The organism is Anabaena azotica SJ-1 (assembly GCF_047275885.1).
GTDB lineage: Bacteria > Cyanobacteriota > Cyanobacteriia > Cyanobacteriales > Nostocaceae > Trichormus_B > Trichormus_B azotica_A.
Genome location: NZ_CP178454.1, coordinates 6047884 through 6073085, shown reverse-complemented (window position 1 = coordinate 6073085; position 25202 = coordinate 6047884). Strand labels below are relative to the sequence as shown.

Here is a 25202-nt window from a genome sequence, read left to right as displayed (position 1 = left end):
ATCATCTAGTCGTGTTACTTATTCGTTGTTGAAGAGAAGCAATAATTTCAGGACTTAATTCTGCTTCTGGTTGTACTACTTCACGTTCAGCTAAAACTGATTTCATTTGACTTTCGGAGGCTTTTCCTAAACCTTTTAACAGTGTTTTAAAGTTTTGATTACTAGCTGTATTAGTTGTCATAATTTGATGTTGGGTTATTTGAAAACTTGATTGCTAATCTATTTATCAGATTGAGTACCTCTAATTCGTATTTTATTTTTTCGTTATCTTCATTGTCCTCCATATTAATTTCAGTATATTTTGTATTTGATAATAAAGTTATATAATCGCTGTCATTTGCTAATAAATAGTTGATATAAATTCCTTCTCTATCATTCCCAACTAGAAAATTGCTAGAATAGTAGTCATCAGGTATACGTTTTGGTAATGCTATTGTTGTTAAAATTCGTTCAATAAACAAAGCATTTGATTTAGTAATTTCTTGATGATTATATCTATCTGTTATCTTATTTGGTTTTGAAACATAAGGATATAATTCGGCTTTGTGATCATATTTAATAGGTAAAATAACAAACCCTTTTAAAGCCTCTTCTGCTATTTTTTTATCTGGAACTTGTGAATTATAGGGAGTTAATAAAATTCCTTGATATTTAACTTTTAGTTTGCTAGGTAAATGATTGGAAATTTCAGTTTGTAGAATTTCTTTCAATTTTAAAATTTGTTCAATTCCATTTTCTAAAGAGTTGTGATTCTTACCTTTCATTTCAATAATGGTGCAAATGCAAGAATTAGAATCAATATAAAGAGACATATAATCTGGACGCTTTAATGCTTGATTTCTAATCAGAGGATCATTTCTTCTATCTATTTCAAATAAAATACATATAGCTTGATTTTGAGAATCTAAACTTATCCGAAAATGTACACCACTTTCTTTAGGAACACTTCTTTCTGGTACGGTACAGAACACTAGCAGATTTTCTAGAAAATTAAAATTTTGCCAGTCGAGTTTATCTTTTTTATCCTTGAGAATTTGAGCAGGACTATTCTTCTGTTTCTTCATCTGGTTTTTCTTGTCCTGCTTCATAAATTTGAAAAAACTTTTGTTGAATATCTACAGAAACATCACTTAATGTATCCCATCTAATACCATAATCTGGATCATTTAATGAAACTAGTTTATTATCTTTCATTTCATACGCACTAACTTTATCTTTATGTAAAAATGCTCTTTCATCTTGAAGGTATAAAGATGAAGATTGACGTTTTAACATTTCATAATTTTCATGATTACCATTAACTAAATTATTCAGATGTGCCATAATATAAGGACTATGGGTTGTAAGTAAAATTCTCACACCAAGATTGACAAGAATAGATAACGCTTCCAGCAGTTTTGCTTGTGATTCTGGGTGCAAGTTCATTTCTGGTTCATCTATTACCAGAAAATCACCTTTTCTTGCACGGTATCTTAAATATAAAAGTAATGGTGCAAGTTGTTTGATAGAAGATGAAGCATTATATAGGTCAATTTCTAAACCTCTTTTAACTGATACTTTAATTTCTTTTCCACCGAGTTTAGTAGGTTTTAAATTAGTTTTATTTTTGTTCTGTAGCTGTTTTTCAATTTCATCAGCTAATTTCTGAAATTCGTTTTTGTTGCTTGAATTAATCTTGGTTGTTTCTTGAAGTTCTATTTCCGTTAAAAAATCTAAAAAATCTTCTACTGGTTGTGGATAACGAATATCACCTTGTTCTTTTAGAAGTTCAAATTGTCTCTCTGAACTACTATTAATTAATAATTCTCTTTGAGTTTGTTTAAGAAGTCGGTAACGCCTATTTGATAATATCTTATAGGTATTTATAAAAGCATTACGTTCAGCAGGAAAAGGAAAAATTTTAGCAGAAAAAATTATTTGTTTAATAATATCAATAAAATATATTTCTGGGGTATTTGTTTGATGATAATCCTGGAAATACTCTATCAACAACCTATACTCATTTATATTATTTTTCTCATTTTTAGGTTGAAGCATGAAGAATAACTTATTATTTTGACGACTAATTTTTAGTTTTATAGGAATTCCATATTCCAAATACACAATTTCCAAGTGAAAAGATTCTTGCTGAGTTAGTATATTTATCGCATTTTCGACTTCTTGACGAGAAATTATGATTGAAAATAATGTGTTAGAGAAAAGTTTGCGACTTGAATCCTGAAAAAATGATTCTAAAGAACTACCCTGGAAACTTTTCGCCATTTCTTCAGCATCTCTAATAAAAAAATCAAGTAGATTATTATCTATTGGTAGCGACCAAATACCATTATCTTCCTCTTTAAAATCTAATTGACCTTTATAGATATTCAAAGTTCGTGTCACACGCTGCCACAAACCATAGGTAGAATAAGCAATATAAGTTTTACCTGAGTTATTAGGTCCAATAATTACTGTGAGAGGACGCAAATCTAACTCTGTTTCTTGAATACTGCCTAAGTTAGAGAATTTGATTTTCATTTAAGACTACGATCCAGGTGGTAAAGGATATATTTTAACAAAAGCATCAATAGCAATATTACCAAGTTTTTCCAGTGCTATTCCTGCTTTATGCTGAACATCTGGTTGTTCATCTTTCAATGCCTTAACAAGAGATTCTATTGCATCAGGGCTATTTGTTCCGATATCGCCTAATATGGTGGCAGCAGCAGAACGAACATTAACATGGTTAGTAAGCTTTTCTAAAGCATTGATGAGTTCTGGAATAGCTTGTGAACCAATAGATTTTAAATAATTAATCGCATCTTTACTAAACTTAGTGCTATTTATCAGACTCAGAAATACTGGAATTACTTTGTCAATTTCTATATTTCTTTTAGCAAGTGTAATAGCCGCATAGTAACGTACTGCTGATGTTTCATTTTCATCTAGTTTTTGGACGAAATTGTTAATAGTCTCTTCTGTTAAAGTCGTTGTTTCTAAATGTGGAGATGGTTGTACTTTTCCTCGTCTTTTAAGTAAATTTTCAAATTTGTCATTAAAATCAATACAATATTCAACTAAGGCGTATGTAAAATCAACAATATCTTCAGCATCTTTTCTAGAAAATTGCTCAGATGTATGTGCAGCTTCATTACCAAAAAACTTTAAATGATTAGCCCAGTTATAAAATTTATCATCAATAATTTTTTCACCTCGCATTTTTTCAAGCTTTCCATGCAAGTTATCTGGGTGTTCAATTTTAAAATATAAACATAGCATTTCCATCGTTTTTCGACACATTACTATACTTGATACGTACAGTCCACAGTCAAAACAAGTTCTAGCTTCTCTATATGTATTTATAATATTTCTAGTTTCACGCGATTTATTAGCAAACTCTTTTAAATAAGGATATAAAAAACGTGTATTTCTACTCTCATAAGCCGAATCGAAGGTATTGAAATCCTCTAAAATGACATTGAATTTTCTACAATTTGGACAAACCAAAGTGTAAACATCATGAAAATGATGATATTCCTCATTGTATCTATCATCTGAAGATGTTTGTGTATACTCACCTTCACTAATAACTTCCATCAGAGTTTTATTGCCACAATGTCCACAACGAAACGTTTCTGTAGTATGTTTATGTTTATGCTTTTGCTCAGTCATTAAACGACACCATAAAAAATTAAATTAATGCCATTAAATAATTATACACACGAAGGTAAATGCCAGCAGTTAACATCCCCCATGAGACATTTTTTGCTTCATGTCCTCAGTTTGTCCCTAGTGGTAATAGAATAGGAGCGATCGCCTGATAAAGCCTACCAAGAAGAAAAGGTAGCGATTAAGTAGCAGATTTGACAGAAGTAGAACACCAAAACTCTGTATCCAGAAGAGATTACTGAAAAGCGAAGTAAAAATTTTTATGGTTTCCCAAATTCGGTTTTTAATGTGCGCTCCCGACCATTATGATGTGGATTATGTGATTAATCCGTGGATGGAAGGGAATATTCACAAATCCTCACGCGATCGCGCGGTGGAACAATGGAATAAATTATACAATGTTATCAAAAATCATGCCATTGTTGATTTAGTTGCCCCAGAGAAAGGTTGGCCTGATATGGTATTTAGTGCCAATGCAGGTTTAGTCCTTGGTGAAAACGTCGTTCTTAGCCGCTTTCTACATAAAGAACGCCAAGGCGAAGAACCGTATTTTCAACAGTGGTTTGAAAATAATGGTTATAATGTATACACTCTTCCTAAAGACCTGCCTTTTGAAGGTGCAGGTGACGCACTCTTAGATAGAGAAGGGCGTTGGTTATGGGCTGGATACGGTTTCCGTTCTGAATTAGATTCTCACCCTTATCTGGCTAAATGGCTAGACATTGAGGTGATTTCTCTGCGGTTGATGGATGAAAGGTTTTATCATCTTGATACCTGCTTCTGTCCTTTGGCAAATGGTTATTTGCTGTATTACCCTGGTGCTTTTGATTCCTACTCCAACCGAGTGATTGAAATGCGCGTCGCACCAGAAAAGCGGATCGCTATCGCAGAAGCTGATGCTGTTAACTTCGCTTGTAATGCGGTGAATGTTGATAGCATCGTAATTATGAACAAAGCCAGTGATAGTTTAAAATCGCGTTTGGCTGAAGTTGGTTTCCAAGTCATTGAAACACCGTTGACGGAATTTCTCAAAGCTGGTGGTGCGGCTAAATGCTTAACTTTGCGGGTGACAGAACCAATTGCGGAAGAAGTACACGCTACTGTATCTGTAGAAAGTCGTGTCATTCGCATGGAAGGACATTTGCTAGACGCAGGTTTGATTAACCGTGCTTTAGATTTAATTGTGGAAATGGGGGGAAGTTTCCAAGTTCTGAAATTCAACTTGGGAGAACAACGTCAAAGTACATCTGCGGCTGAGGTGAGGGTATCTGCACCATCCCATGAAGTGATGGAAGAGATTATCTCGCAGTTGATTGATTTGGGTGCGGTTGATTTACCCCAAGATGAACGAGATTCTAAATTAGAACCTGTGATCCAAGCGGGTGTAGCACCTGATGATTTCTATGTCAGCACGATTTATCCGACTGAAATCCGGGTAAATGGGGAATGGCTGAAAGTTCAAAATCAACGCATGGATGGGGCGATCGCTATTTCTCAAACTGCTAATGGTATAGTAGCTAAGTGTAAACTATTGCGTGATTTAGAAATAGGCGATCGCGTCGTAGTTGATGTTTTAGGTATTCGCACCATTCGCAAAGCCGAATCACGAGAACAACGCAACTCCCAAGAATTCAGCTTTATGTCTTCCGGCGTTTCCAGTGAAAGACGGGTGGAATTAGTCGTTGAACAAGTGGCTTGGGAATTACGTAAAATTAAGGATAGCGGCGGTAAAGTAGTTGTCACTGCTGGACCCGTGGTAATTCACACAGGAGGCGGAGAACATCTTTCTAGATTGATTCGTGAAGGTTACGTTCAGGGTCTTTTGGGTGGAAATGCGATCGCAGTCCATGACATGGAACAAAACCTGCTGGGAACATCCCTGGGTGTGGATATGAAGCGGGGTGTGGCTGTACGCGGTGGACACCGACATCATTTGAAGGTAATTAATACTATCCGCCGTTTTGGTAGCATTGCTAAAGCTGTAGAAGCGGGAGTGGTGAAAAGCGGTGTGATGTATGAATGTGTAAAAAATAACATCCCCTTTTCCCTCGCTGGTTCAATTCGGGATGATGGACCTTTACCTGATACCCAAATGAACTTGATTTTAGCACAACAGGAATATTCTAAAATCATAGAAGGTGCAGAGATGATTTTGATGCTGTCTTCTATGCTGCATTCTATCGGTGTGGGAAATATGACTCCAGCGGGTGTAAAGATGGTCTGTGTGGACATTAACCCGGCTGTGGTGACAAAATTGAGCGATCGCGGTTCAATAGAATCTGTAGGTGTGGTGACAGATGTCGGTCTGTTTTTAAGTTTATTGGTGCAGCAATTGGATAAATTGACAAGTCCCTATGTTGCTAATGTAGGTTAAGGAATATCTCACGCAAAGACGCAAAGACGCAAAGGGTTTTTCTGGGCGTTTTTGTGTCTTTGTTTTTTTCACCCTCCAGGCGCAGAGTCACAGAAAGATATAATATAAGCAACGCCAACCAAGGAGATAATTAATTATGTTACAAACTGTGAAAGGAATTTACAAAAATGGGAAGATTAAGTTATCTGAAATTCCTAAAAATATTTTAGAAGGGGAAGTTTTAATCACTTTTATAGAAACTACAAAACTAGAAAATATTGGTGTAGAAAGTTCAACAGCACAATTATTTAGTCCCCTGCGTGGTAAAGTCCAATATTTTGAAGATATAACTACCCCCACAACTGAAGAATGGGGCGAAATATGACTTTTATTTTAGATACTTGTGCCTTAATTTGGTGGAGTCTTGATCCAGAGAAACTTTCTCTTAGCGCAAAATTAGCTTGTGAAGAAATGGAAATTGAGAAAAATGGGTTAGTTGCTTCTATTTCACTTTGGTAAATCGCTATTAAAATTAAAAATCAAAAGTTAGATTTAGGAGTTTCTTTAACAACTTATCTGGACACTTTACAAAAATCTGATGTAATTACAATAATTCCTATTGATGAAAATTTATGGTTAGAAAGTGTTGCTTTAGAATGGAATCATAAAGATACCGCAGATCGGGTTATTGTTGCTTTAGCTCAAAAATATCAAGCTAATTTAATTACAGCAGATACAATAATTATGGGATTTTATAATTCAGTTATTTGGTAAATTCTAATATCTTTTTTGAGTTCAATTTAATGGAATAAAAGAACCGCTCCAGGCGCAGAGTCACAGAGAGATATAATATAAGCAACGCATGATGAAAATTATTGAGGTAGGAATTATGGGAAAAACACCAATAATTGACTCTAATCAATCCTACACCTTTGATGATTATTTCAAATTGAATTATGAACCAGACGAAATTATAGCATATTTTGGCTATAACTTGAAATCACAATCTCTCACCTTACCAACAACTCAGCAAAACTTAGAAAGATTAACAGACCTAAAAAATCGTATTGAAGAAAGTTTACCTTATATAAGTTTAACCAGTGAAACCGCCAGGAGAGAATTTTTAATTGCTCCTGTAATTATGGAACTAATTCACTATACCCATGCTAAAGTTAGGGTAGAATATGCGTTAAATATCAATAATCAATTAAAAGGAAATGTTGATTATTACCTCAAATCAGAAAATCAATTATTAGTTATTGAAGCCAAAAATGCAGATTTAGAAAGAGGAGTTGTCCAATTAGCTGTAGAATTAATTGCCTTTGATAATTGGTCTACTATTGACAATCCTATGCTTTATGGTGCAGTTTCTATTGGTAATATTTGGCAATTTGTAATTTTGCACCGTGAATCAAAAGAAATTACTCAAGATTTAAACCTATATCGTGTACCCACTGATTTAGAAATTTTAATGAAAATTTTAGTCGCTTTAATGAAAAATTTTTAGGACATTGACAAATAAAATCCTGTAAATCCTGATTCTGACAAAAAATAAAATCAGCAAAGTTTTAATATTGATGGTCAAGTTTATTGGTTTTATTTTATCTAGTTAAAACATATTCTTTTTTAGGAACTGATAAAATCTTTTGAATTACTATTTTTTCAGCAATTTCTCTAATAACCGGAACTACCACAGTATTTCCCAATAATTCAAATGCTTTAGTAATGGGTAAATTAATGTGATAATCTTCAGGAAAACCAAATAATCTCAATCCTTCCCTAATTGTTAAACATCTTAAACCCTCCCCATCAACTATTGCTAACTTCTGCATATCCGTAGCTACTAAAGTTGGTGCTATATCATCAGGATCAAGAATTTTAGTCACAGGAAAACTAAGTTTACCAACTACAATATTATATCCCTTGGGTAAATCAAGTCTATATTCTCTTTTTTTCACCTTGTTACCATCTTTATTTAATACTTCTTGAATATCTTTCGGATGTTCATATTTTAAGTAACCTTTATTTGCTAAATCATCTAACATTTTTGCTAAATTAACATGAGGATAAAAAGTAGAAATTTCATTTACAGTTAAAGGTATTCCATCCATCCATTGGATTCCTTTGTTTGCAGACCAAATTTTTCTTCTTCTTTGTTTTAACAATAAATTTAATAATTCCTTTTGTTCTAAACTCACCTTTCCTTTTAATTCTAAATCCCAACTGTGAATATTATCTTCTCCTCCCCTTTTATCTCTGATAGATTTTCCATACAGTTGTTCAATAGAGTATTGTTGTAATAATTTTTTGAAAAAATTACTCTGTAAAGTTGGACAACCTGTTTCTAAAATCTCTAATAATCTAGGTTTTCGATTTTTAGGAAAAATTAAAGAAATAGCATCTGCTTTAGTTCCCGCTATATAAACTCTTTTTCTTTCTTGAGGAACACCAAAATCTTTAGCATTTAAAACATTATATGTTATCTGATAACCTAATTGTTCTAACTTATTCACAATAGTTGCTAATGTTCTCCCGTGATCATGTTGTACCAAACCTTCAACATTTTCCAGTAAGAAACCAAAGGGTGATTTATCTCTTAAAATTCGTTCAATTTCAAAAAATAGCGTTCCTCTAGTCTCTAAAAATCCCTGTCTTGTTCCTGCGCTACTAAAAGGTTGACAGGGAAACCCAGCTAATAAAATATCAAAATCCGGTATTTGTTGAGTAGAAATTTCTGTAATATCACCCCAAATTTTATCTTGATTAAAATTATTTTGATAAACTTGAATTGCTGGAATTTTTATTTCCGAAGTAAAAACACATTTACTTTTAACTCCTAAAGCTTTACAAGCTTGTTCTAAACCTAATCTCATTCCCCCAATTCCAGCAAATAAATCAATAAATTTTATCTTATAGGACATTATTGTTTTATGTAATATCAACGATTAAATATTAACATTAAATCTATATTTTGAAAAGTTATTTTTAGTAATTAATTATGATTTCTGTAAAGAGAGATAATTATTAAATAACAAAATATATCAGCATGATAAAAATTGTGTATGTGTATATTAACCCTGCATTAGTGAAAAATTAAGCACTCTTTCAGTTATACTAAATTAACAACTGCAATTCTTTAAACAGTATGAGTGAAACCCTGGCTGATATTGCTATACCACCGCAGTTTCCTGATCATACTCAACTACCAGAGTCTGATGGTACTTTCGTGAAAAACTTTCAAGAACATCCCCAAAGCATCATTATCACAGACTCAATAATTCAAACTTTACAAAAGTTACATCCTGATGGACAATTTTGTATAGGTCAAGATTGTGGGATTTATTGGCGCGAAACTGAACCACCAGAAAAAGGTACAGTTGCACCAGATTGGTTTTATGTTCCTGATGTAGCACCAAGATTAGATGGTAAAATTCGCCGTTCTTATGTTTTATGGCGGGAATATATTCCCCCCTTAATTGCGATAGAATTAGCTAGTGGTAATGGTGAAGAAGAACGAGATACCACACCTTTAACGGGTTTACAAGCAGGTCAAAAACCTGGTAAATTTTGGGTATATGAACGAGTGATCCGCATTCCCTATTATGCTATTTATGAAGTTAATAATGAGAAATTAGAAGTTTATCATTTGGTGGATTTTTCTTACCAAAAAATGCAGCCTAACGAACGCGGACATTACCCCATTCCCCCTTTAGGTGTAGAATTAGGTTTATGGCAAGGAAGTTATTTAAATAATCCTGAGCAAATTTGGCTGCGCTGGTGGGATTTAGATGGTAATTTATTATTGGTGGGTAAGGAAGAAGCCCAATTAGAAAGATTCAGGGCTGAACAAGCAGAAAATAAAGCCGCACAATTAGCGGCACGATTGCGAGAAATGGGTATTGATCCAGATACAATAGATTAAGAAATATGTCGAGCCAAGAAAGGAAGATGCAAAGGGTTATTTTGTCAAGGGATTTACAGATTAATTGGGTAAGTTTTTTTGCTGATTTCCTGTTGGCTGGAATGGTTTTTGGTCCCCCTATTGCTCCTTTTCTCGCTGCGTCTGGTGTGTTTCTGCTTCCAGGTATTGCGGACATTATTTACTTTATGGGTAATCATGTGTGTCCGCAACCTACGCTAGGTTTGGAGTTATCTCCACCTTTTATTATGGCGGTGTGTATGCGCTGTTATGGGACTGTGACGGGTTTGTTAATTACTCGGATTTTGTATGGTTTAACTGGTGGAAAAGGTGTTTTTTGGTTGCATCAATATGGTTGGACTGGTGCAGCTTTTGCTAGTGTTTTAATGATGGCTTATCCTTTAGAATTAGCGGCGCAAGTTTTCGGTTTGTGGGATTTTAATAATTATATTGTCACCCCTTTTGGTTTAATTACTGGTTTGGCTTGGGGTTTATTTACTATGCCACTTTTGCACAAGTGGACAGAGACGCAAACCAGCTAGAGTGCGCCTACCACTGCCACGACCATTGTATATAATATTCGTTAGCATTTTTACTTCCTTTGATGAAAACAACTTGATTGAAGTCACGCACCCTGAATAACTACTAAAAAATTTTAATACTTGATTATTTGAAGATAGAGGAGAAGCGTTTTCTTTTGCTGATTCATCTGCTGTGTTTAATAGTCCTGCATTTCTAGTTGAGTAGCAACAGTAGCAAAATCAATAACTGAATTTTTTAGTGTCATATATTCTTGAGAAGTTAGTTGGAAATTGTCGTAGGATTCAGTTAAAAAATTGAGCAGTGATAACCTAACAGACTCGATTTTTGCCCTTGTCCTAGCAGCCATTATCGCTTGAAATAAACTCGGATAAATATGGTTATTGCTAATCCCTATTTCTTCATTAGGCATCCAACACTTAAATATATAGCCTTTTGATAAGGGTATTAATTCAATTAACCAGCCATAATATAAATATTTGCATTTCATCGTGGACTATTTCCTGATTAAAAATCATTTGCGTTCTCAGGATATAACCTATATATGCAATTATCATGCGAAATTTGTGTAGAATTTGTGCAGATAAAATTTTATAGAAGACTATATGATTATGGCGAGCCTATTCTTCTCTAAGAATGCACTTAATAAATCAAGCCCATAAGGTATAAAAATCCGGTAGAGACAGTTGATGAATTGCCTCTACATTGAAAAGATTAGCAACAAATTCTCTCTAAATTTGTATTATTTGTATCAGTTGAGACGATATCCCAAACCATGAACTGTTTCAATCAAACTTTCTGGCGCACCTAAAGCTCTTAACTTTTGCCGAAGACACTTAATATGAGACCTCACTGTTTCCTCTACGGGAGAGTCATCTACTGACCAAACTTGTTCAATAATGCTGGAACAGCTTAATACTCTTCTACCGTTTGCAAGTAATAATTCCAAAATTGCATACTCTTTAGGAGTCAATGGAATAAGATGACCATCATAAGTAGTATCGTAGGTGCTAGGATTCAAAGTTAATTTTCCCCAAGACAAACTGACTGTACTTGCAGCACTACCACGTCTGAGTAAAGCACGTATCCGAGCCATTAATTCTTCTAGGTCAAATGGCTTTGCTACATAATCATCTGCACCAGCATCTAAACCAGCAATCTTATCAGCAACAGTATCACGGGCTGTCAGCATTAATACTGGTGTAGCCGAGTTGCGATGTGCTGGGCTGTTGGTGTTAGTAGTACGTAAGCGATGACAAAACCTGATGCCATCTAACTTTGGTAAAGTGACATCCAGCACTATCAAATCATACTTCATTGATTCTGTAGCGTGCCAAGCTGCTTCTCCGTCTTGAGCAACATCAACTACATACTGTCGTCTGGTTAAAGCTTCTGTTAGTGCTTCTGCCAGTTGAACATCATCCTCAACTATCAGAACTCGCATATTTTATCCTTTATTCCACAGCCAGTAATGAGGGAAATATTAACTTAAATTGACTTGATAAATAAATGGATATTTTATGAAATTGTATTTTTCATGCAAATGGATTGTAGCTGGATTTTTTTTAATTATTTTACTCATGGGGCTGGTGGCATTTGCTTCATTTAATAATACTAGCGAAATTAAAGGCAATGCGAATAAGGTTCATGATAATTATCAAACTCTCAATATTTTAACTGATTTCTATGCAAAAATGACAGTGGCAGAATCAGCACGAAGAGGGTATATATTTTTGGGGAGTAGACAAGATTTATATCGTTATCAAGCTGCCATCAATAATATGAAAAACAATATTATTTTATTAGATATTCACGTACACAACAGTGTCAAACAAAAACAGAGACTTGCTATTTTAAAATCATTAGTTCATCAAAGAGTAGAACTTTTAGAAGAATCAATAAAGCTTTATCAACAAGACAAAAGCGCATTACTAAGACAAAATCAAATTACCGAACATAGTGTTAATATCCGAGAGCAAATCATACCCATAATTGCAGAAATTCAAGCCGAAGAAAAAAGCTACCTGATCAGTTCTCTCGAACTGTCAGAACAGAGTATTCATTTACGGCTAATCATAGAAATACTAGCAACTATGTTAAGCATGGTTGTAATTTGTAGTTTATATTTTATCATTGATCGTCAATGGGTAAAACACGAACATATTAAATCTTTGGAAGCTTCCCTAGTTCAAGAAAAAAAGATTGGTGAACTAAAAGTTCAGTTATTTTCTATGATTTCTCATGAATTTCGTACACCTTTAAGTGTAATTTTGCTATCTTGTCAGTTATTAAGGGAAATTTTAATAGAATTAGTAGATGAAAAGGAATTAAAAAACCTTTATCGCATTCAGTCTTCAGCCAAGTTGATGAATCACCTATTAACAGATATATTAACTTTGACCAGAGCCGAAGCAGGTGAACTAGATTATAAACCTCAATTAATCAATGTGGAAAATTTTTGTTTGAATCTGTTGGAAGATGTGCAAATGTTTAGTCGCACAACTCATATTATAAAGTTTATCAAGCATGGTCAATCTTTTCGTGCTAATCTAGACGAAAAATTGTTGTATTCTATTCTGACTAATTTACTTTTAAATGCCATTAAATACTCATCACCTGGTGGTAAAATCTACTTGGTTTTAAATGCTCAACCAGAGGCTACTATTTTTCAGGTGATAGATGAAGGTATAGGCATTTCCCCAGCCGAACAGCAGAGGCTTTATGAGCCTTATTATCGCTCTGAAAATGTTGAAGGTATTGTTGGCACTGGGTTAGGATTACCAATTGTTAAAAAATGTGTAGATCGACATCAAGGAGAAATTTCTGTGGACAGTAAAGTTGGAGTAGGAACTACTTTTACTGTGAAAATTCCTACATAGCAGGATTCAGGAGTTAGGAGGAGGCATTGCAGTGGACGGGTTCTAAAAATTATTTCGCCATCCTAAACCACTCTGTCACCCCATCAGCCAAGGTTTTAGCCATCTTCTTCTGTTCCTGGGGGTTAACTATCTCCTCAAACTCGTAAGGGTTACTCATAAAACCCAATTCCAATAATACCGAAGGTGCAACAGCAGGACGAGTTAGGGCTAAATTATTCCAAAACACTCCATAGGAAGGTTTACGAAGTTTATTAACTACGTAATTATGTAAAAATACTGCGGGACTATGTGCTTGGGGATGATACCAAAAAGTCCCGAAGCCTTTGGTTTTTTCGGCATCTCCATCATCAGGTAAAGAATTATAATGGATAGAAAGTGCGATCGCAGGTTCTTCTTTACTAATTATCTCCTGACGTTCCACTAAAGAAACATCCCGATCATCTTCCCTTGTCATCACTACCTTTGCACCACGCTGTACCAACTCATCCCGCAGCAACTTAGAAACTATCAAATTGACATCTTTTTCTAAATACCCTGTCGGACCACTTGCACCAGATTCTTTACCACCGTGTCCCGGATCGAGTAAAATCTTAATGCCAGATAGAGGTAGGCGTTTTCTGTGTTGAAGATGCGGTGGATGACGTAAAGTTAACACCAGGGTTCTATTGTCGTATCTCAGTTTATATCCCCACTGTTGGAGCTTTTTGAGGTTAAAGGTGTATTTAACCTGTTGTGGAGTCACCTGTTGCCAATCCAGGCGAGAAATGAGGGGGTCATCATCCAAACGAATAGTGTCTGTTTGGGCTGTGGTATTGTAAAGGGTGAGAGTCAAAGTGCGATCGCTCTGTTCCACACTCACAGGTACAGCCACTTGTAATGGAAAAATTATCTCTGTCGCACCAGCTATCTGACGATATCCGACACTACGAATTACTGTCTGCGGTGGTACTGCACCTGGTATAATTTTAGCTTCCTTGCTATTAATCCAAGCCCCATAATCTAAGCGTAACCAATCACCTTCTCTACCTGTAACTGTTGCTCTTGTCCCTAGCGGCAGTGGTGTGAGTCGAGAGTAATCTGTGCTTGGACCTGTGCGTGCTACACCTGATGTTGCTGTTACCTCGACAACTGCCAACTGTGCAGGTGCAAGAATTTCCACTTTGCCCTTACCACTTTGAGTCATCGTCTGACCATTTAATGTCAAACTAAATTGAGGTTCTTTTAAATCAGCAGCATTGGCCACTGTTGTACAGCCTTGATATTTGTTAGGACTAGAGGTAGTCGGCTGATTTCTTCCTGTTAGTACACTTGAATTAGCAGGTAACTGCACCTGTGGTGGCTGTGGTGACAAGGGAATAGTTTGATTAGCCAACTTAACAGAAACAGTAGCTTGAGGAGGTGCTACAGCACCAAAGCAAATCAGTTCTCCCGGCAGTCTAGCAATATCAGCAGCAGGAGTTAGAGAATCTTTAGCAAAGCCTAAACCTTGGGGTAATTCTGGTTGAGTAGACAACCTTGTTACCTTAATCTCTCGTTCCTGATTTTGGTAACGCACCTTAAATACATTCTCCCCTAACTGTAAGGGGAAACTGGGAGAAAAATGACCAGCTTGACTGCGGGTAATTGGTCTACTATTGATGAGGACTTGTCCATCCTTTGGCGCTGTACCGATAAAAAATATTTTTTCTGCACTGGTTTGGTAGTTTGTTGGGGGAAAAACTACTAGGAGTGATGTTTGTGCTAAAGCAACGGAGGAGGTAAACAGACAGTTAAATACTACTAATCCTAAGATTTTTTTCACGGCAAAACACAGAAGATTTCAGGATAGTGACTGTGAGACAATGAGCATTATCAAGATCAAAAATGAAGCATGAAATACGAGGTCATCCTCTAACAGGATTTTGGATTTTGGATGGATTCTACGGAGAAATCGGGGAATTAGACCATCAAGGAATTATGGGTTAATAAATCTGATGAAAACACGCCCATTCGTCCTGGATTACATTCCATCCTTCATATTCAGTATGGGGACGCACGTTTTATCCTTCAAGAGACGGTATGTATTTTTAGAAGTTGCTAGAAATTGAAAATACTATGACTAAGTTTATCTTTGTAACTGGAGGCGTTGTTTCCAGTATTGGTAAAGGCATTGTAGCAGCTAGTCTGGGGAGGTTGCTCAAATCACGGGATTATTCGGTATCCATTCTCAAACTCGATCCTTATATTAATGTTGATCCAGGTACGATGAGTCCTTTTCAACATGGGGAAGTTTTTGTGACCCAAGATGGTGCAGAAACAGATTTGGATTTGGGACATTATGAACGTTTTACAGATACTTCTATGTCTCGATTAAACAGCGTTACTACTGGCTTGATTTATCAGTCAGTAATTAATAAGGAACGCCGCGGAGACTATAATGGTGGAACTGTACAGGTAATTCCCCATATTACCAATGAAATTAAAGATAGAATTCTTAGAGTTGCTAAAGAAACTAATCCTTCCGCTGTAATTACTGAAATTGGTGGGACTGTAGGTGATATTGAATCCCTGCCTTTTTTAGAAGCAATTCGCCAGTTACGTAAAGAAGTGGGACGGCAAAATGTCTTATATATGCACGTTACACTGTTACCTTGGATTGCTTCAGCGGGGGAGATGAAAACCAAGCCAACCCAACATTCTGTTAAGGAATTGAGATCAATTGGGATTCAACCAGATATTTTAGTCTGTCGGTGCGATCGCACTATCCCTGTCGGCTTAAAACAGAAATTATCAGAATTTTGCGATGTCCCAGTAGAATGCGTCATCACTTGTCAAGATGCTAGTAGTATCTATGAAGTACCCCTGATCTTAGAACGGGAAGGATTGGCACAACAAACCTTAGACCTCCTACAAATGGAACAACGCCAACCCAACTTAACACAGTGGGAAATAATGGTAGAACGGATGTATAGTCCTAAATACAGCGTTGAAATTGCCATTGTTGGTAAATATGTACGTTTAAGTGATGCTTATCTATCTGTAGTCGAATCCTTACGTCATGCAGCTATTGCTACTCACGGCGATTTGCGTTTACGGTGGGTAAACTCAGAAGCCTTAGAAAATGAACCAGCAGAAAACTATCTAGCAGGTGTTGATGGTATCATTGTTCCCGGTGGATTTGGTAGCCGGGGTATAGATGGAAAAATTGCCGCAATTAAATACGCACGCGATCGCCAAATCCCCTTCTTAGGTTTATGCTTAGGAATGCAATGTTCCGTAATTGAATGGGCCAGAAACGTAGAAGGCTTAATAGATGCCAACAGTGCCGAATTTGACCCCTACACCAACGATCCGGTTATTAACCTCTTGCCAGAACAACAAGATGTAGTTGATTTAGGTGGAACAATGCGCTTAGGACTATATCCTTGTCGCATTCAACCAGGTACACGAGCATTTGAGCTTTATCAAGAAGAAGTCATTTATGAACGCCATCGTCATCGCTATGAGTTTAACAACCTCTATCGCAATGCCTTGTTAGACTCTGGTTATGTCGTGAGTGGGACTTCTCCCGACGGACGTTTAGTGGAAATTGTCGAATATCCCAAACATCCATTCTTTATAGCTTGCCAATTTCACCCAGAATTTCAATCTCGTCCTAGCAACCCCCATCCTTTATTTAAAGGATTCATGGAAGCATCCATTTCTCGCACTCAACCCACTCCCACAGCACCAAAACCCGTCCAAGTTTCTTAATCATCTTGGGGAATGAGGGAAATGAGGGAAATGAGGGAAATGAGGGACATGGGAAAGTAATTTTCCTAATTCCCAACACCCAATTCCCTATTTCCTATTGGTGATAAACATCGAAATTTGGGTAAAATTACTAGAGGAAATACATGATTACTTAGTCAATGTTGAGGCAATTTTGTGGCTTATTGGGTAAAAATACAAGACCAAAGGAAGGAATATGTAATCAATCTTGACTGTGTAAACACTTTTTGCTATGAAAAAAATGCTAGAGTCACCTTCTGGTTGCCCAATAGTTCCATACCCATAGTTATTAACCCCCACAGTAATTGGGAAGACTATCAGAAAATTTGTGATTATGTAGAATACGCCCAAGGATTAGATATCAATCATGCCTATTGGGTAAAAATAACCTACGAAAGAAAAGAATATATAATTAATCTTAACTGTATCAATTCTTTCTGTCATGAAAATAATGGCAGGTTAACCTTCTGGCTACCTGATATTAATTTTCCCATAATTATTAACCCCGCAAGCAATCCCGAATCCTATCAAAAGGTCATACACTACCTGGAAAAATACACAGGAGTTTATCTTGATAATTAGGTAATTGATAATTAGTAAAATAATTATCTGTCACCTGTCACCTGTCACCTGTCACCTATTCCCCATGCTAACTTAGCAGCACCTACCATTCCAGCTGAATTACCCAATTCTGCTAGTAATATTTGTAAACCTAAACGCGATGTTGGTAAAACCCGCTTTTCAATTTCTGCTTGCATTGCTGGATAGAAAAATTCAAAACTCGCACTAATACCACCACCAATAATTACAGCTTGAGGTGTGAGAACATAAATTAAACTCGTTAAACCAATCCCCAAGTCTTTACCATAATCTTGCCAAAAAGTCAATGATTCAGGATCACCATTTTGGGCAAGTTTGCCTAATTCTGCTGGTTCTTTGCCTGTACGACTACGAATAGCAGATATACAAGTATACTGTTCTAAAGAACCTTGATTACCACTATTACACATTGGACCATCGGGGTTTAAAGTAATTAAACCTAATTCTGCTGCTGCACCTTGATGACCTACAAATAATTTACCATCCAGAATAACTGCACCACCAACCCCAGTTCCTAAAGTCAACAAAATCAAATTTTGGAAATTGCGTCCAGCACCTAACCAAGCTTCTCCTAAACCTGCACAGTTAGCATCATTAGCGAGGATAGTTGGTTTATTGGTTTTTGCTTCTAACCAATCTGCTAAAGGTACATCATGCCATCCTGCTAAATTTATAGCAACTTTAGCAACTCTACCAGCAGCATCAGCAGGGCCAGGAGTTCCTACACCTATAGCTATAGTTTGATTATCTGGGTCTATTTGAGTTATGGCATCTACTATTGCAGATAATACAGCCTCTGGTGTTGCTGGTTGGGGGGTATCCACAGTTAAAGATTGTAAACAATTTCCATCTTCTGTAAACCGTCCCAGTTTAATCGCTGTTCCACCTAAATCAATACCTATTACTTGCTGCACAGATTAATTCCTAATTCTTGATATTATATCAAACCACAAATTTACAAAAATTATCCAATTTGATTATTATGGATATTCACCAACTTAACAATCAGGCAAATATTTTTTTACAACAAGCGAATTTTTCCGCAGCTATTAGTATTTACGAACAGTGTATTGAGTTAGAACCTGATATCATTTCTTTATATTGGTATTTGGGTTTATCTTGGCTTTTGCAAGGAGATGAAGAAAAATGTCATGAGAATTGGCTCTCAAGTTTTGCAACTACAGAATTAGAACATCAAGATGCAGCATTAACGGAATTTATTGATTTTCTCAAAAATCAAGCGCAAGAATATTTATCTGTGCAGAAAGCTGACATAGCTCAAAAAATTTATGAAGCTATTTTAGAGTGGGATGACAACCAAGCTGAAGTATATTATAACTTGGGTCATGCAGTAGCAATGCAGGGTAATTTAGAAGTAGCAATTTCCTATTGGGAAACGGTTGTTCAAATCCAACCAGATTGGTCTGATGCACATCTTCACCAAGCTTATATATGGCAAAAATTAGGATATTTTAATTCAGCAATCGAAAATTATCAAAATGCTATTGCTTTACAAAAACATTATCTAACTTACTATCAATTAGGGTTGTGTTACTGTCACAATAAACAATGGGAATTAGCCAAAGATAGTTTTTTAAATACGATTCAAATACGATCTGATTATGCACCTGCTTATAGTGATTTAGCTTTTGTTCTTTTTCAGCAAGGTGATTTTGAGCAAGGTATTAGTTATTTACAAAAAGCTATTGAAATTAAGCCGGAATTATCGCAAGCTGTAATAAATATGTCTCAAGCGTTAATTTCATCTTCAAAAAATACTATGAATGATGGAATTAAATTTCTAAAATCTCTGAATGCTCTTAAATATGAACCTAGTAAATTATATTTATTTCTGCATAAAATTCTTTTTAATTCCTATCCTGAAATATCTTTAAATTTACTTCAAAAAATATTAGAAAGCGAACCTCAAAATATACAGGCTTATTTGGAATTAAGCACTTTATTTATAAAACAAAATCAATACCTAGAAGCAATTGCTATTTTAGAAAAAATAGTTGATATTTATAATCATGAACAAGTTTATTTTAATCTTGGTAAATGCTGGCTAAAGTTTGAAGATTATCAACAAGCAATTGTTTATTTACGAAGGTCTATTGATATTAATCCCGATTTAACAGAAGCATATTATTTATTAGGGATTGCATTATTTAAAATTGGTAATCTTAATGAAGCAATCGTGTTGTTTAAACAACTACTGAACCTAAAATTTAATTCTCCTTTTACTTCTGCTTATTTGGGGTTTACCTTAGCAAATAATTATCAATTTGAAGATGCTATTTTTTATTTTAAAAAAGCTATGGAAAGTAACTCTTATGTTACGCCATTTGTAGATGAACTATTATTTAATATTGTGCAAAAAGAAAAATTAAATCAAAAATTTGATTTTTCACAAATTCAACTTGTATCTCCTCCCAGAGATTTTTATGAATCTAGTCAAGAATGGGCAGAAAATAATTTATTATATACAGATAATTATGTACAGATTTATCCAGATAATGATGTTAAATTAACTTGTCCTAAATCTCTCCATAACGATTTACACTTTAGTTTTAGATTTGGTAATTTAGTTAAGTTACCAGCTTCTTATGTAGTCAAAATTCCCCAAGGTAGATTTTGGTTGAGTTCTGATCAAACTCAGTCTGCAATTCTGACAGATGAATCATGTTTTTTAGCTGATATTTCTCCACACTTTCCTATCTTAAGTCCTAATCATCCTGATAAACATCCTAGCCAACATCCTATTTTATCAATTAAAAAATTACCTCCTATTAACTTTGTTGAAGGAAAAGTTGCAGTTTTAGCGGGATTAACAAATCATATATATTTTCATTGGATGTTGGATGTTTTACCAAGATGGGAATTATTGAGAATCATAAATTATGATTTTTCTGAAATTGATTACTTTGTGGTAGATAATCGATTAGCATTTCAACAAGAAACTTTAAGAAAACTAGAAATACCAGCAAATAAACAAATTAATATTTGCCAAATTCAGCATTTACAAGCTACTGAGTTAATAGTTCCTTCTTTTCCTGGTTGTGTAGCATGGATGCCTGTTTGGACTTGCGAATTCTTAAAGCGAAAGTTTTTAAATAGAGAATATCTAAAAATTACTTCTTCTAAGAAAAGGATTTATATTACTCGTAGATTAGCTAAAAGTCGCAGACTTTTAAATGAAGAGGAAATATTAAATTTTCTTCAGCTTTATGGTTTTGAATCAGTAATTTTAGAATCAATGTCAGTAGAAGAACAAGCGGTATTATTTTCTCAAGCTGAAATGATTATTTCTCCTCATGGAAGTGGGTTAACAAATTTAGTTTTTTGTCAACCTGGGACTAAAGTTATTGAGTTATTTTCCCCCAATTATGTTTATCATTGCTATTGGTGGATTAGTAATTTAGTTGGTTTAGATTATTATTATTTAATTGGTGAAACTCTTCCTGGTTGGTATTTGCATCATCTGATTTATCCTCAAGAGTTTTCTGAAGATATTTTGATTAATATCAATGATATTTCTAAAATTATGCAATTAGCAAATATATAAATCCACGGTTTTCCCAGAATGTTGGGAATCAAATGATTATAAGTTACAGTGTTTTCGATGGAATTTTAGCCACTGAAAACACTATAAATATTAGGTTTTAGTGATAAATAGTTTTAGTTCATTTGTTGTTGCTAATAATTCGTACATTAGCCACAGGGTAGGAACTCATACGTGCTTGTTCCCAAGTTGTTACTGGTGTACCTTTGAGAATACCAGATAAAGCAACGGAAAGCATTAATCCACCAGTAGCAGCTGCAATTAAAGTAAATTTATCGTTCACAAGATTCTCTCAGTTTTGTTATTAGTTATTAATCATTAGTCATTAGTTATAGCATTTATCAAGCTAGTGAGGTACAGAGTTTTTTAGTCTTAGGGAACTCTTAACAGGGAACAGGGAACACTAAATAAATTAGGGTGTACCTCATGAGACTGAGAAAAGCTATATTAGTCATTAATTACCAACTATCAACTATCAACTATTGCCTATTTTCTCTTCTCAGACGGGGATTGACAAATTCATTTAGCCCTTCACCAAGTAGTGATAACCCTACTACCAAGGTTGTCATTGCTAAACCGGGGAAAAGAGTAGTCCACCAAATGCCTGTAGGTAGTGCTTCTAATGCCTGTTTTAAATCATAGCCCCATTCGGGTACGTCTTCTGGTAATCCTAGACCCAAAAAGCCTAAACCGCCTAAAACTAATATGGCATCTGCGGCGTTAAGGGTAAAGAGGACGGGGACACTTTGAATCACGTTGAAAAATAGATAGCGCGAAAGTACAATCCAGGTAGAAGCGCCCATTGCTTGTGCGGCTTCGATGTAGACTTCTGTTTTGACGCTGACGGTGTGGTTGCGAACTACGCGATAATATTGGGGGATGTAGGCTATACTAATGGCGATCGCAGCATTTAAGATTCCTCTCCCTACCACAAAAGCCAGTGTGACGGAAAGCAGTAACCCTGGTAAAGTATAAATACTATCCATGAGAAACAGCAATACTTTATCTAATTTTCCTCCCAAATAGCCACTCACCATCCCTAAAGGCACACCCACTATCATACTCAGTGCGGTAGCTAAAATCACTACTTGCAGTGCGGCTTGTGCGCCAAATATAGTCCGGGAGAAGACATCATAACCCAAGCGACTTGTACCAAACCAATGTTTAGCCGAAGGTGCATCATGAATAGGGTTAGAGAGAAATTCTTTGGGGTTTTGTAACCATCCCCAACTTTGAAAAACTGGTGCAAAAAAGGCTATAAAGATAAAAAATAGCGTCATACATAACCCTATCAGCATCAAACGCTGAGAGAGGGTAGATTTAGCAAAGTTTAAAAATCTGGGTATGCGGCTTTTTGTAATAGTCATAGTAATATAATTATGATGGTAATTTTTTTCTAACCCTTTGCATCTTGGCGTAAGACTTAAAGATATAAATTATATATTACAATAACCAATTTTCTAGTTTAAGTCCTTCAACTCTGGATAAATCGGAATCATTAGAAACAAGAATTAAATCTAAGATAATTGCTGTCGCTGCTATTAAAACATCTGCATCTTGAATAGGTGTACCTTTGTTTTTTAACTTAGCGTGAATTTCACAGGATTTTTCAATGATTTCTAAATCCTCTAAAAATAATGTTTGATATTTTTGAAAGAATATATGAAACTCACCTAATTGTTTGACAGCATTAATCGATAAAAGCCCTCTTTTTACTTCATAGTAAGTAATGCAACTAATAAATATCTTTCCTCCTTGACTATTGATTTGTCGGAGTTTATTATTTACAGTTGCATTCTTTTTTAAAATGTAACTAACGATATTTGAATCTAGTAAATAATTCACTGGTTTATTTTCCTTCTACTGCTGCATCAAAAATCGCTATTTCTTCGGGGGATAAGTCGTTCAATGTCCCTGCAACAGCTTCTAATACAAGGATTTTATCAATTCTTCTGGTTAAGTCATGTTCTTTAATTGCTCTCATTTCCTCCGGTGTAAATCTACCAAATAATTCTATCAGCATTTCGGTCATTTCATATTGGTCTAATTTGACTTTGTAGAAACTACTTCCTTGAAATAATTTATCTATCAAAGTAGAAATACGTTCGGTTAGTTCTTGTTGATATTCGGTTATTTTTTCTTGCATAGTTTTGACTCCTGATGACGGCTAAATGCTTACATTAAAATTATAATCTATCCTCTACAAACTTGCTTGAAAAATTTGATTGGCAGTTAAATTTAAGTCTGGGAAAGTTGCTAAAATGATTAAATCATTAGTGAATAATTTAGTTTGAGGTAAAGCTTGAAGCATAATTTAGATTATTTGGTTTGAATAGTTATCATATCTATAAGGACAGGCAAAAGGCAAAAGTTGATTGATTTTCTTACTGTCACCTGTCACCTGTCACCTGTCACCTGTTTTTACAGATTACTTTCAATTAACTGCCGATATTCACTTTTCTGTTTTACACCTCTAACTTCTTTTACTAGTTCCTTATCTTTAAAGAACTGTACCGTAGGTGTTCCAATCACTCCAGCGTTTTCGGCAATGTCTCTATCTTTGTCAATGTCGATTTCGACAAAGTGGATTGTACCATCGAATTCATCCACTACTTTATTTAATATGGGTTTCAAGGTATGACAAGGACCACAACCAGGGGAAACATATTTGACTAAGATCAAGCGATCGCTCTCATGGAATAATTTTCTTAAAGCATAACCACCTTCATGGCGTGTTGCTTGCAAACTAAACTCTGTTTCTGTTGTCTGTGCTACTGGTTGCGCTGCTAATTCATTATCAGCTGTTTGTGGTTGATGATGGAACTCATGAATCAAATTCTTTGATGATAACCATCTTTCCGCTAACATTGCTGCCATACAACCAGTACCCGCAGCAGTAATAGCTTGTCTAAATTCATGATCCTGCACATCACCGGCTGCAAATACACCATCTAAACTGGTTTCTACACCACCGTGTTTGGTGATAATGTATCCCACCTCATCCAGTTCTAATTGTCCCTGAAATAAACCTGTATTGGGTGTATGACCAACGGCGTAAAATAAACCTTTGGCATTAATTGTGTTTTCTTCACCAGTTTTATTATTACGGACTTGTACACCCGTCATATTACCCTTACCAACCACATCCACCGCTTCTGTGTGCCAATGTACTTTAATTTTCGGGTTACTCAAAACCCGATCTTGCATGGCTTTAGAAGCCCGCATTTTATCAGAACGCACCAGCAAATGTACCTGAGAACCATATTTAGTTAAATAAATTGCTTCCTCTGCGGCTGAGTCTCCCGCACCAATCACAGCTAACTCTGCACCGCGAAACAGGGGAGTAGCACCATCACAAATCGCACAAGCGGAAATTCCCCGACTCCAAAATTCATGTTCGCTGGGTAAACCTAAACGTTTGGCTGTTGCACCAGTAGCGATAATTAAACTATGTGTCTTCACTTCCCTGTCTTGGGAACGAATAGTAAAAGGACGTTGACTTAAATCAACTGATATCACATCTTCAGTATATAACTCAGCCCCCCACCGTTCTGCTTGCGCCTTCATGTTATCCATTAGTTCAGGGCCAGTTATCCCTTGGGGAAACCCTGGAAAGTTTTCAACTTCCGTGGTTGTCATTAGTTGTCCACCAGGTAAACCTCCTGCTTGGAATCCTTCAAAGACCACAGGCTTTAAATTAGCACGTCCTGCATAGATAGCTGCTGTATATCCAGCCGGACCAGAACCGATAATTACCAAGTTTTCTACTGTAGGATTAGTCATAATTTTATCCAAACTCATAACGACTACGTTTTATTTACTATAGCATAACAGAGGGGTAGTGATATAGAGTGTTCCCATAAAAGCAAAAAGCTGTTATTTGCTTCTGTGTAAAGACTTTCCATAGCAAGTTTATACATAATTTACAAAAGACAGCAAATTTACGATGCT

General features: G+C 35.5%; 25 protein-coding genes. 11 read left to right on the top strand and 14 right to left on the bottom strand.

Annotation, left to right across the window (positions count from 1 at the left end; all coding sequences use genetic code 11):
- Position 1 precedes the first annotated feature (1 nt).
- Genes ACLLO5_RS26310 through ACLLO5_RS26295 form a run of 4 tightly spaced genes read right to left on the bottom strand, consistent with a single transcriptional unit; the run spans position 2 to position 3651 of the window.
- Complete coding sequence (locus ACLLO5_RS26310; RefSeq protein WP_413173414.1) at positions 2-181, bottom strand: hypothetical protein; 180 nt, start codon at positions 179-181, stop codon at positions 2-4.
- On the bottom strand, positions 171-1064 hold the full coding sequence (locus ACLLO5_RS26305) for a hypothetical protein (protein WP_413173413.1): 894 nt from the start codon (positions 1062-1064) through the stop codon (positions 171-173). The genes ACLLO5_RS26310 and ACLLO5_RS26305 overlap by 11 nt, the downstream gene beginning before the upstream one ends.
- Complete coding sequence (locus ACLLO5_RS26300) at positions 1045-2517, bottom strand: AAA family ATPase (protein WP_413173412.1); 1473 nt, start codon at positions 2515-2517, stop codon at positions 1045-1047. Before ACLLO5_RS26300 ends, ACLLO5_RS26305 begins: the two co-directional genes overlap by 20 nt.
- Before the next feature lie 6 nt (positions 2518-2523).
- Positions 2524-3651, bottom strand: coding sequence for a DUF4145 domain-containing protein (locus ACLLO5_RS26295; RefSeq protein WP_413173411.1), 1128 nt, complete (start codon positions 3649-3651; stop codon positions 2524-2526).
- Positions 3652-3910: 259 nt separating this feature from the next.
- On the opposite strand from ACLLO5_RS26295, the gene ACLLO5_RS26290 reads away from it, so the two are divergent.
- From ACLLO5_RS26290 to ACLLO5_RS26270, 5 genes are all read left to right on the top strand, one after another.
- Positions 3911-6022, top strand: coding sequence for a TIGR00300 family protein (locus ACLLO5_RS26290; protein ID WP_413173410.1), 2112 nt, complete (start codon positions 3911-3913; stop codon positions 6020-6022).
- 136 nt (positions 6023-6158) lie between these two features.
- Positions 6159-6386 carry a hypothetical protein gene (locus ACLLO5_RS26285; RefSeq protein WP_413173409.1) on the top strand — a complete coding sequence of 76 codons (228 nt, stop codon included), beginning with the start codon at positions 6159-6161 and terminating at the stop codon, positions 6384-6386.
- A complete protein-coding gene (locus ACLLO5_RS26280) occupies positions 6383-6520 on the top strand; it encodes a hypothetical protein (protein ID WP_413173408.1) in 138 nt (45 codons plus the stop codon). The genes ACLLO5_RS26285 and ACLLO5_RS26280 overlap by 4 nt, the downstream gene beginning before the upstream one ends.
- Positions 6521-6775, top strand: a complete 255-nt coding sequence (locus tag ACLLO5_RS26275) for a type II toxin-antitoxin system VapC family toxin (RefSeq protein ID WP_413176199.1) — start codon at positions 6521-6523, stop codon at positions 6773-6775.
- 115 nt (positions 6776-6890) lie between these two features.
- The gene (locus ACLLO5_RS26270; RefSeq protein ID WP_413176198.1) at positions 6891-7508 is read left to right on the top strand and encodes a hypothetical protein; all 618 of its coding nucleotides are present in this window, start codon (positions 6891-6893) and stop codon (positions 7506-7508) included.
- A gap of 94 nt (positions 7509-7602) precedes the next feature.
- On the opposite strand, the gene dcm is transcribed toward ACLLO5_RS26270, so the two are convergent.
- Positions 7603-8922 carry a DNA (cytosine-5-)-methyltransferase gene (dcm, locus tag ACLLO5_RS26265; protein ID WP_413173407.1) on the bottom strand — a complete coding sequence of 440 codons (1320 nt, stop codon included), beginning with the start codon at positions 8920-8922 and terminating at the stop codon, positions 7603-7605.
- A 224-nt stretch (positions 8923-9146) separates the two neighbouring features.
- Here dcm and ACLLO5_RS26260 point away from each other — a divergent pair, with 224 nt between their 5' ends.
- Together ACLLO5_RS26260 and ACLLO5_RS26255 are read left to right on the top strand one after the other, a co-directional pair.
- Positions 9147-9923, top strand: coding sequence for a Uma2 family endonuclease (locus ACLLO5_RS26260; protein ID WP_413173406.1), 777 nt, complete (start codon positions 9147-9149; stop codon positions 9921-9923).
- Between the two features lie 26 nt (positions 9924-9949).
- Complete coding sequence (locus ACLLO5_RS26255; protein ID WP_413173405.1) at positions 9950-10462, top strand: DUF2085 domain-containing protein; 513 nt, start codon at positions 9950-9952, stop codon at positions 10460-10462.
- Between the two features lie 176 nt (positions 10463-10638).
- On the opposite strand, the gene ACLLO5_RS26250 is transcribed toward ACLLO5_RS26255, so the two are convergent.
- Together ACLLO5_RS26250 and ACLLO5_RS26245 are read right to left on the bottom strand one after the other, a co-directional pair.
- The gene (locus ACLLO5_RS26250) at positions 10639-10950 is read right to left on the bottom strand and encodes a hypothetical protein (RefSeq protein ID WP_413173404.1); all 312 of its coding nucleotides are present in this window, start codon (positions 10948-10950) and stop codon (positions 10639-10641) included.
- Positions 10951-11211: 261 nt separating this feature from the next.
- Positions 11212-11904: a response regulator transcription factor gene (locus tag ACLLO5_RS26245; protein WP_413173403.1), complete on the bottom strand. Its 693-nt coding sequence runs from the start codon at positions 11902-11904 to the stop codon at positions 11212-11214.
- Between the two features lie 76 nt (positions 11905-11980).
- Between ACLLO5_RS26245 and ACLLO5_RS26240 the strand changes: the two genes are divergently transcribed.
- Positions 11981-13339 (top strand): ATP-binding protein, encoded by a 1359-nt coding sequence (locus ACLLO5_RS26240; RefSeq protein ID WP_413173402.1) that lies wholly within the window; start codon positions 11981-11983, stop codon positions 13337-13339.
- Between the two features lie 49 nt (positions 13340-13388).
- Here the strand turns inward: ACLLO5_RS26240 and ACLLO5_RS26235 are convergent, their stop codons facing one another.
- Complete coding sequence (locus ACLLO5_RS26235) at positions 13389-15140, bottom strand: N-acetylmuramoyl-L-alanine amidase (RefSeq protein ID WP_413173401.1); 1752 nt, start codon at positions 15138-15140, stop codon at positions 13389-13391.
- Positions 15141-15433: 293 nt separating this feature from the next.
- Between ACLLO5_RS26235 and ACLLO5_RS26230 the strand changes: the two genes are divergently transcribed.
- Complete coding sequence (locus ACLLO5_RS26230; protein WP_413173400.1) at positions 15434-17071, top strand: CTP synthase; 1638 nt, start codon at positions 15434-15436, stop codon at positions 17069-17071.
- A gap of 174 nt (positions 17072-17245) precedes the next feature.
- Positions 17246-17671, top strand: a complete 426-nt coding sequence (locus ACLLO5_RS26225) for a hypothetical protein (protein WP_413173399.1) — start codon at positions 17246-17248, stop codon at positions 17669-17671.
- 44 nt (positions 17672-17715) lie between these two features.
- Here the strand turns inward: ACLLO5_RS26225 and ACLLO5_RS26220 are convergent, their stop codons facing one another.
- On the bottom strand, positions 17716-18603 hold the full coding sequence (locus ACLLO5_RS26220; protein ID WP_413173398.1) for an ROK family protein: 888 nt from the start codon (positions 18601-18603) through the stop codon (positions 17716-17718).
- A 68-nt stretch (positions 18604-18671) separates the two neighbouring features.
- On the opposite strand from ACLLO5_RS26220, the gene ACLLO5_RS26215 reads away from it, so the two are divergent.
- Complete coding sequence (locus ACLLO5_RS26215) at positions 18672-21254, top strand: glycosyltransferase 61 family protein (RefSeq protein ID WP_413173397.1); 2583 nt, start codon at positions 18672-18674, stop codon at positions 21252-21254.
- A gap of 118 nt (positions 21255-21372) precedes the next feature.
- On the opposite strand, the gene ACLLO5_RS26210 is transcribed toward ACLLO5_RS26215, so the two are convergent.
- The 5 genes from ACLLO5_RS26210 to trxB form a co-directional block, all read right to left on the bottom strand.
- On the bottom strand, positions 21373-21534 hold the full coding sequence (locus ACLLO5_RS26210) for a hypothetical protein (RefSeq protein WP_413173396.1): 162 nt from the start codon (positions 21532-21534) through the stop codon (positions 21373-21375).
- A 196-nt stretch (positions 21535-21730) separates the two neighbouring features.
- A complete protein-coding gene (locus ACLLO5_RS26205) occupies positions 21731-22618 on the bottom strand; it encodes an ABC transporter permease (protein WP_413173395.1) in 888 nt (295 codons plus the stop codon).
- A gap of 76 nt (positions 22619-22694) precedes the next feature.
- The gene (locus tag ACLLO5_RS26200; RefSeq protein WP_413173394.1) at positions 22695-23096 is read right to left on the bottom strand and encodes a type II toxin-antitoxin system VapC family toxin; all 402 of its coding nucleotides are present in this window, start codon (positions 23094-23096) and stop codon (positions 22695-22697) included.
- Positions 23097-23100: 4 nt separating this feature from the next.
- Positions 23101-23397, bottom strand: a complete 297-nt coding sequence (locus tag ACLLO5_RS26195) for a hypothetical protein (RefSeq protein ID WP_413173393.1) — start codon at positions 23395-23397, stop codon at positions 23101-23103.
- A gap of 275 nt (positions 23398-23672) precedes the next feature.
- Positions 23673-25034, bottom strand: a complete 1362-nt coding sequence (gene trxB, locus ACLLO5_RS26190; RefSeq protein ID WP_413173392.1) for a thioredoxin-disulfide reductase — start codon at positions 25032-25034, stop codon at positions 23673-23675.
- Positions 25035-25202 lie beyond the last annotated feature (168 nt).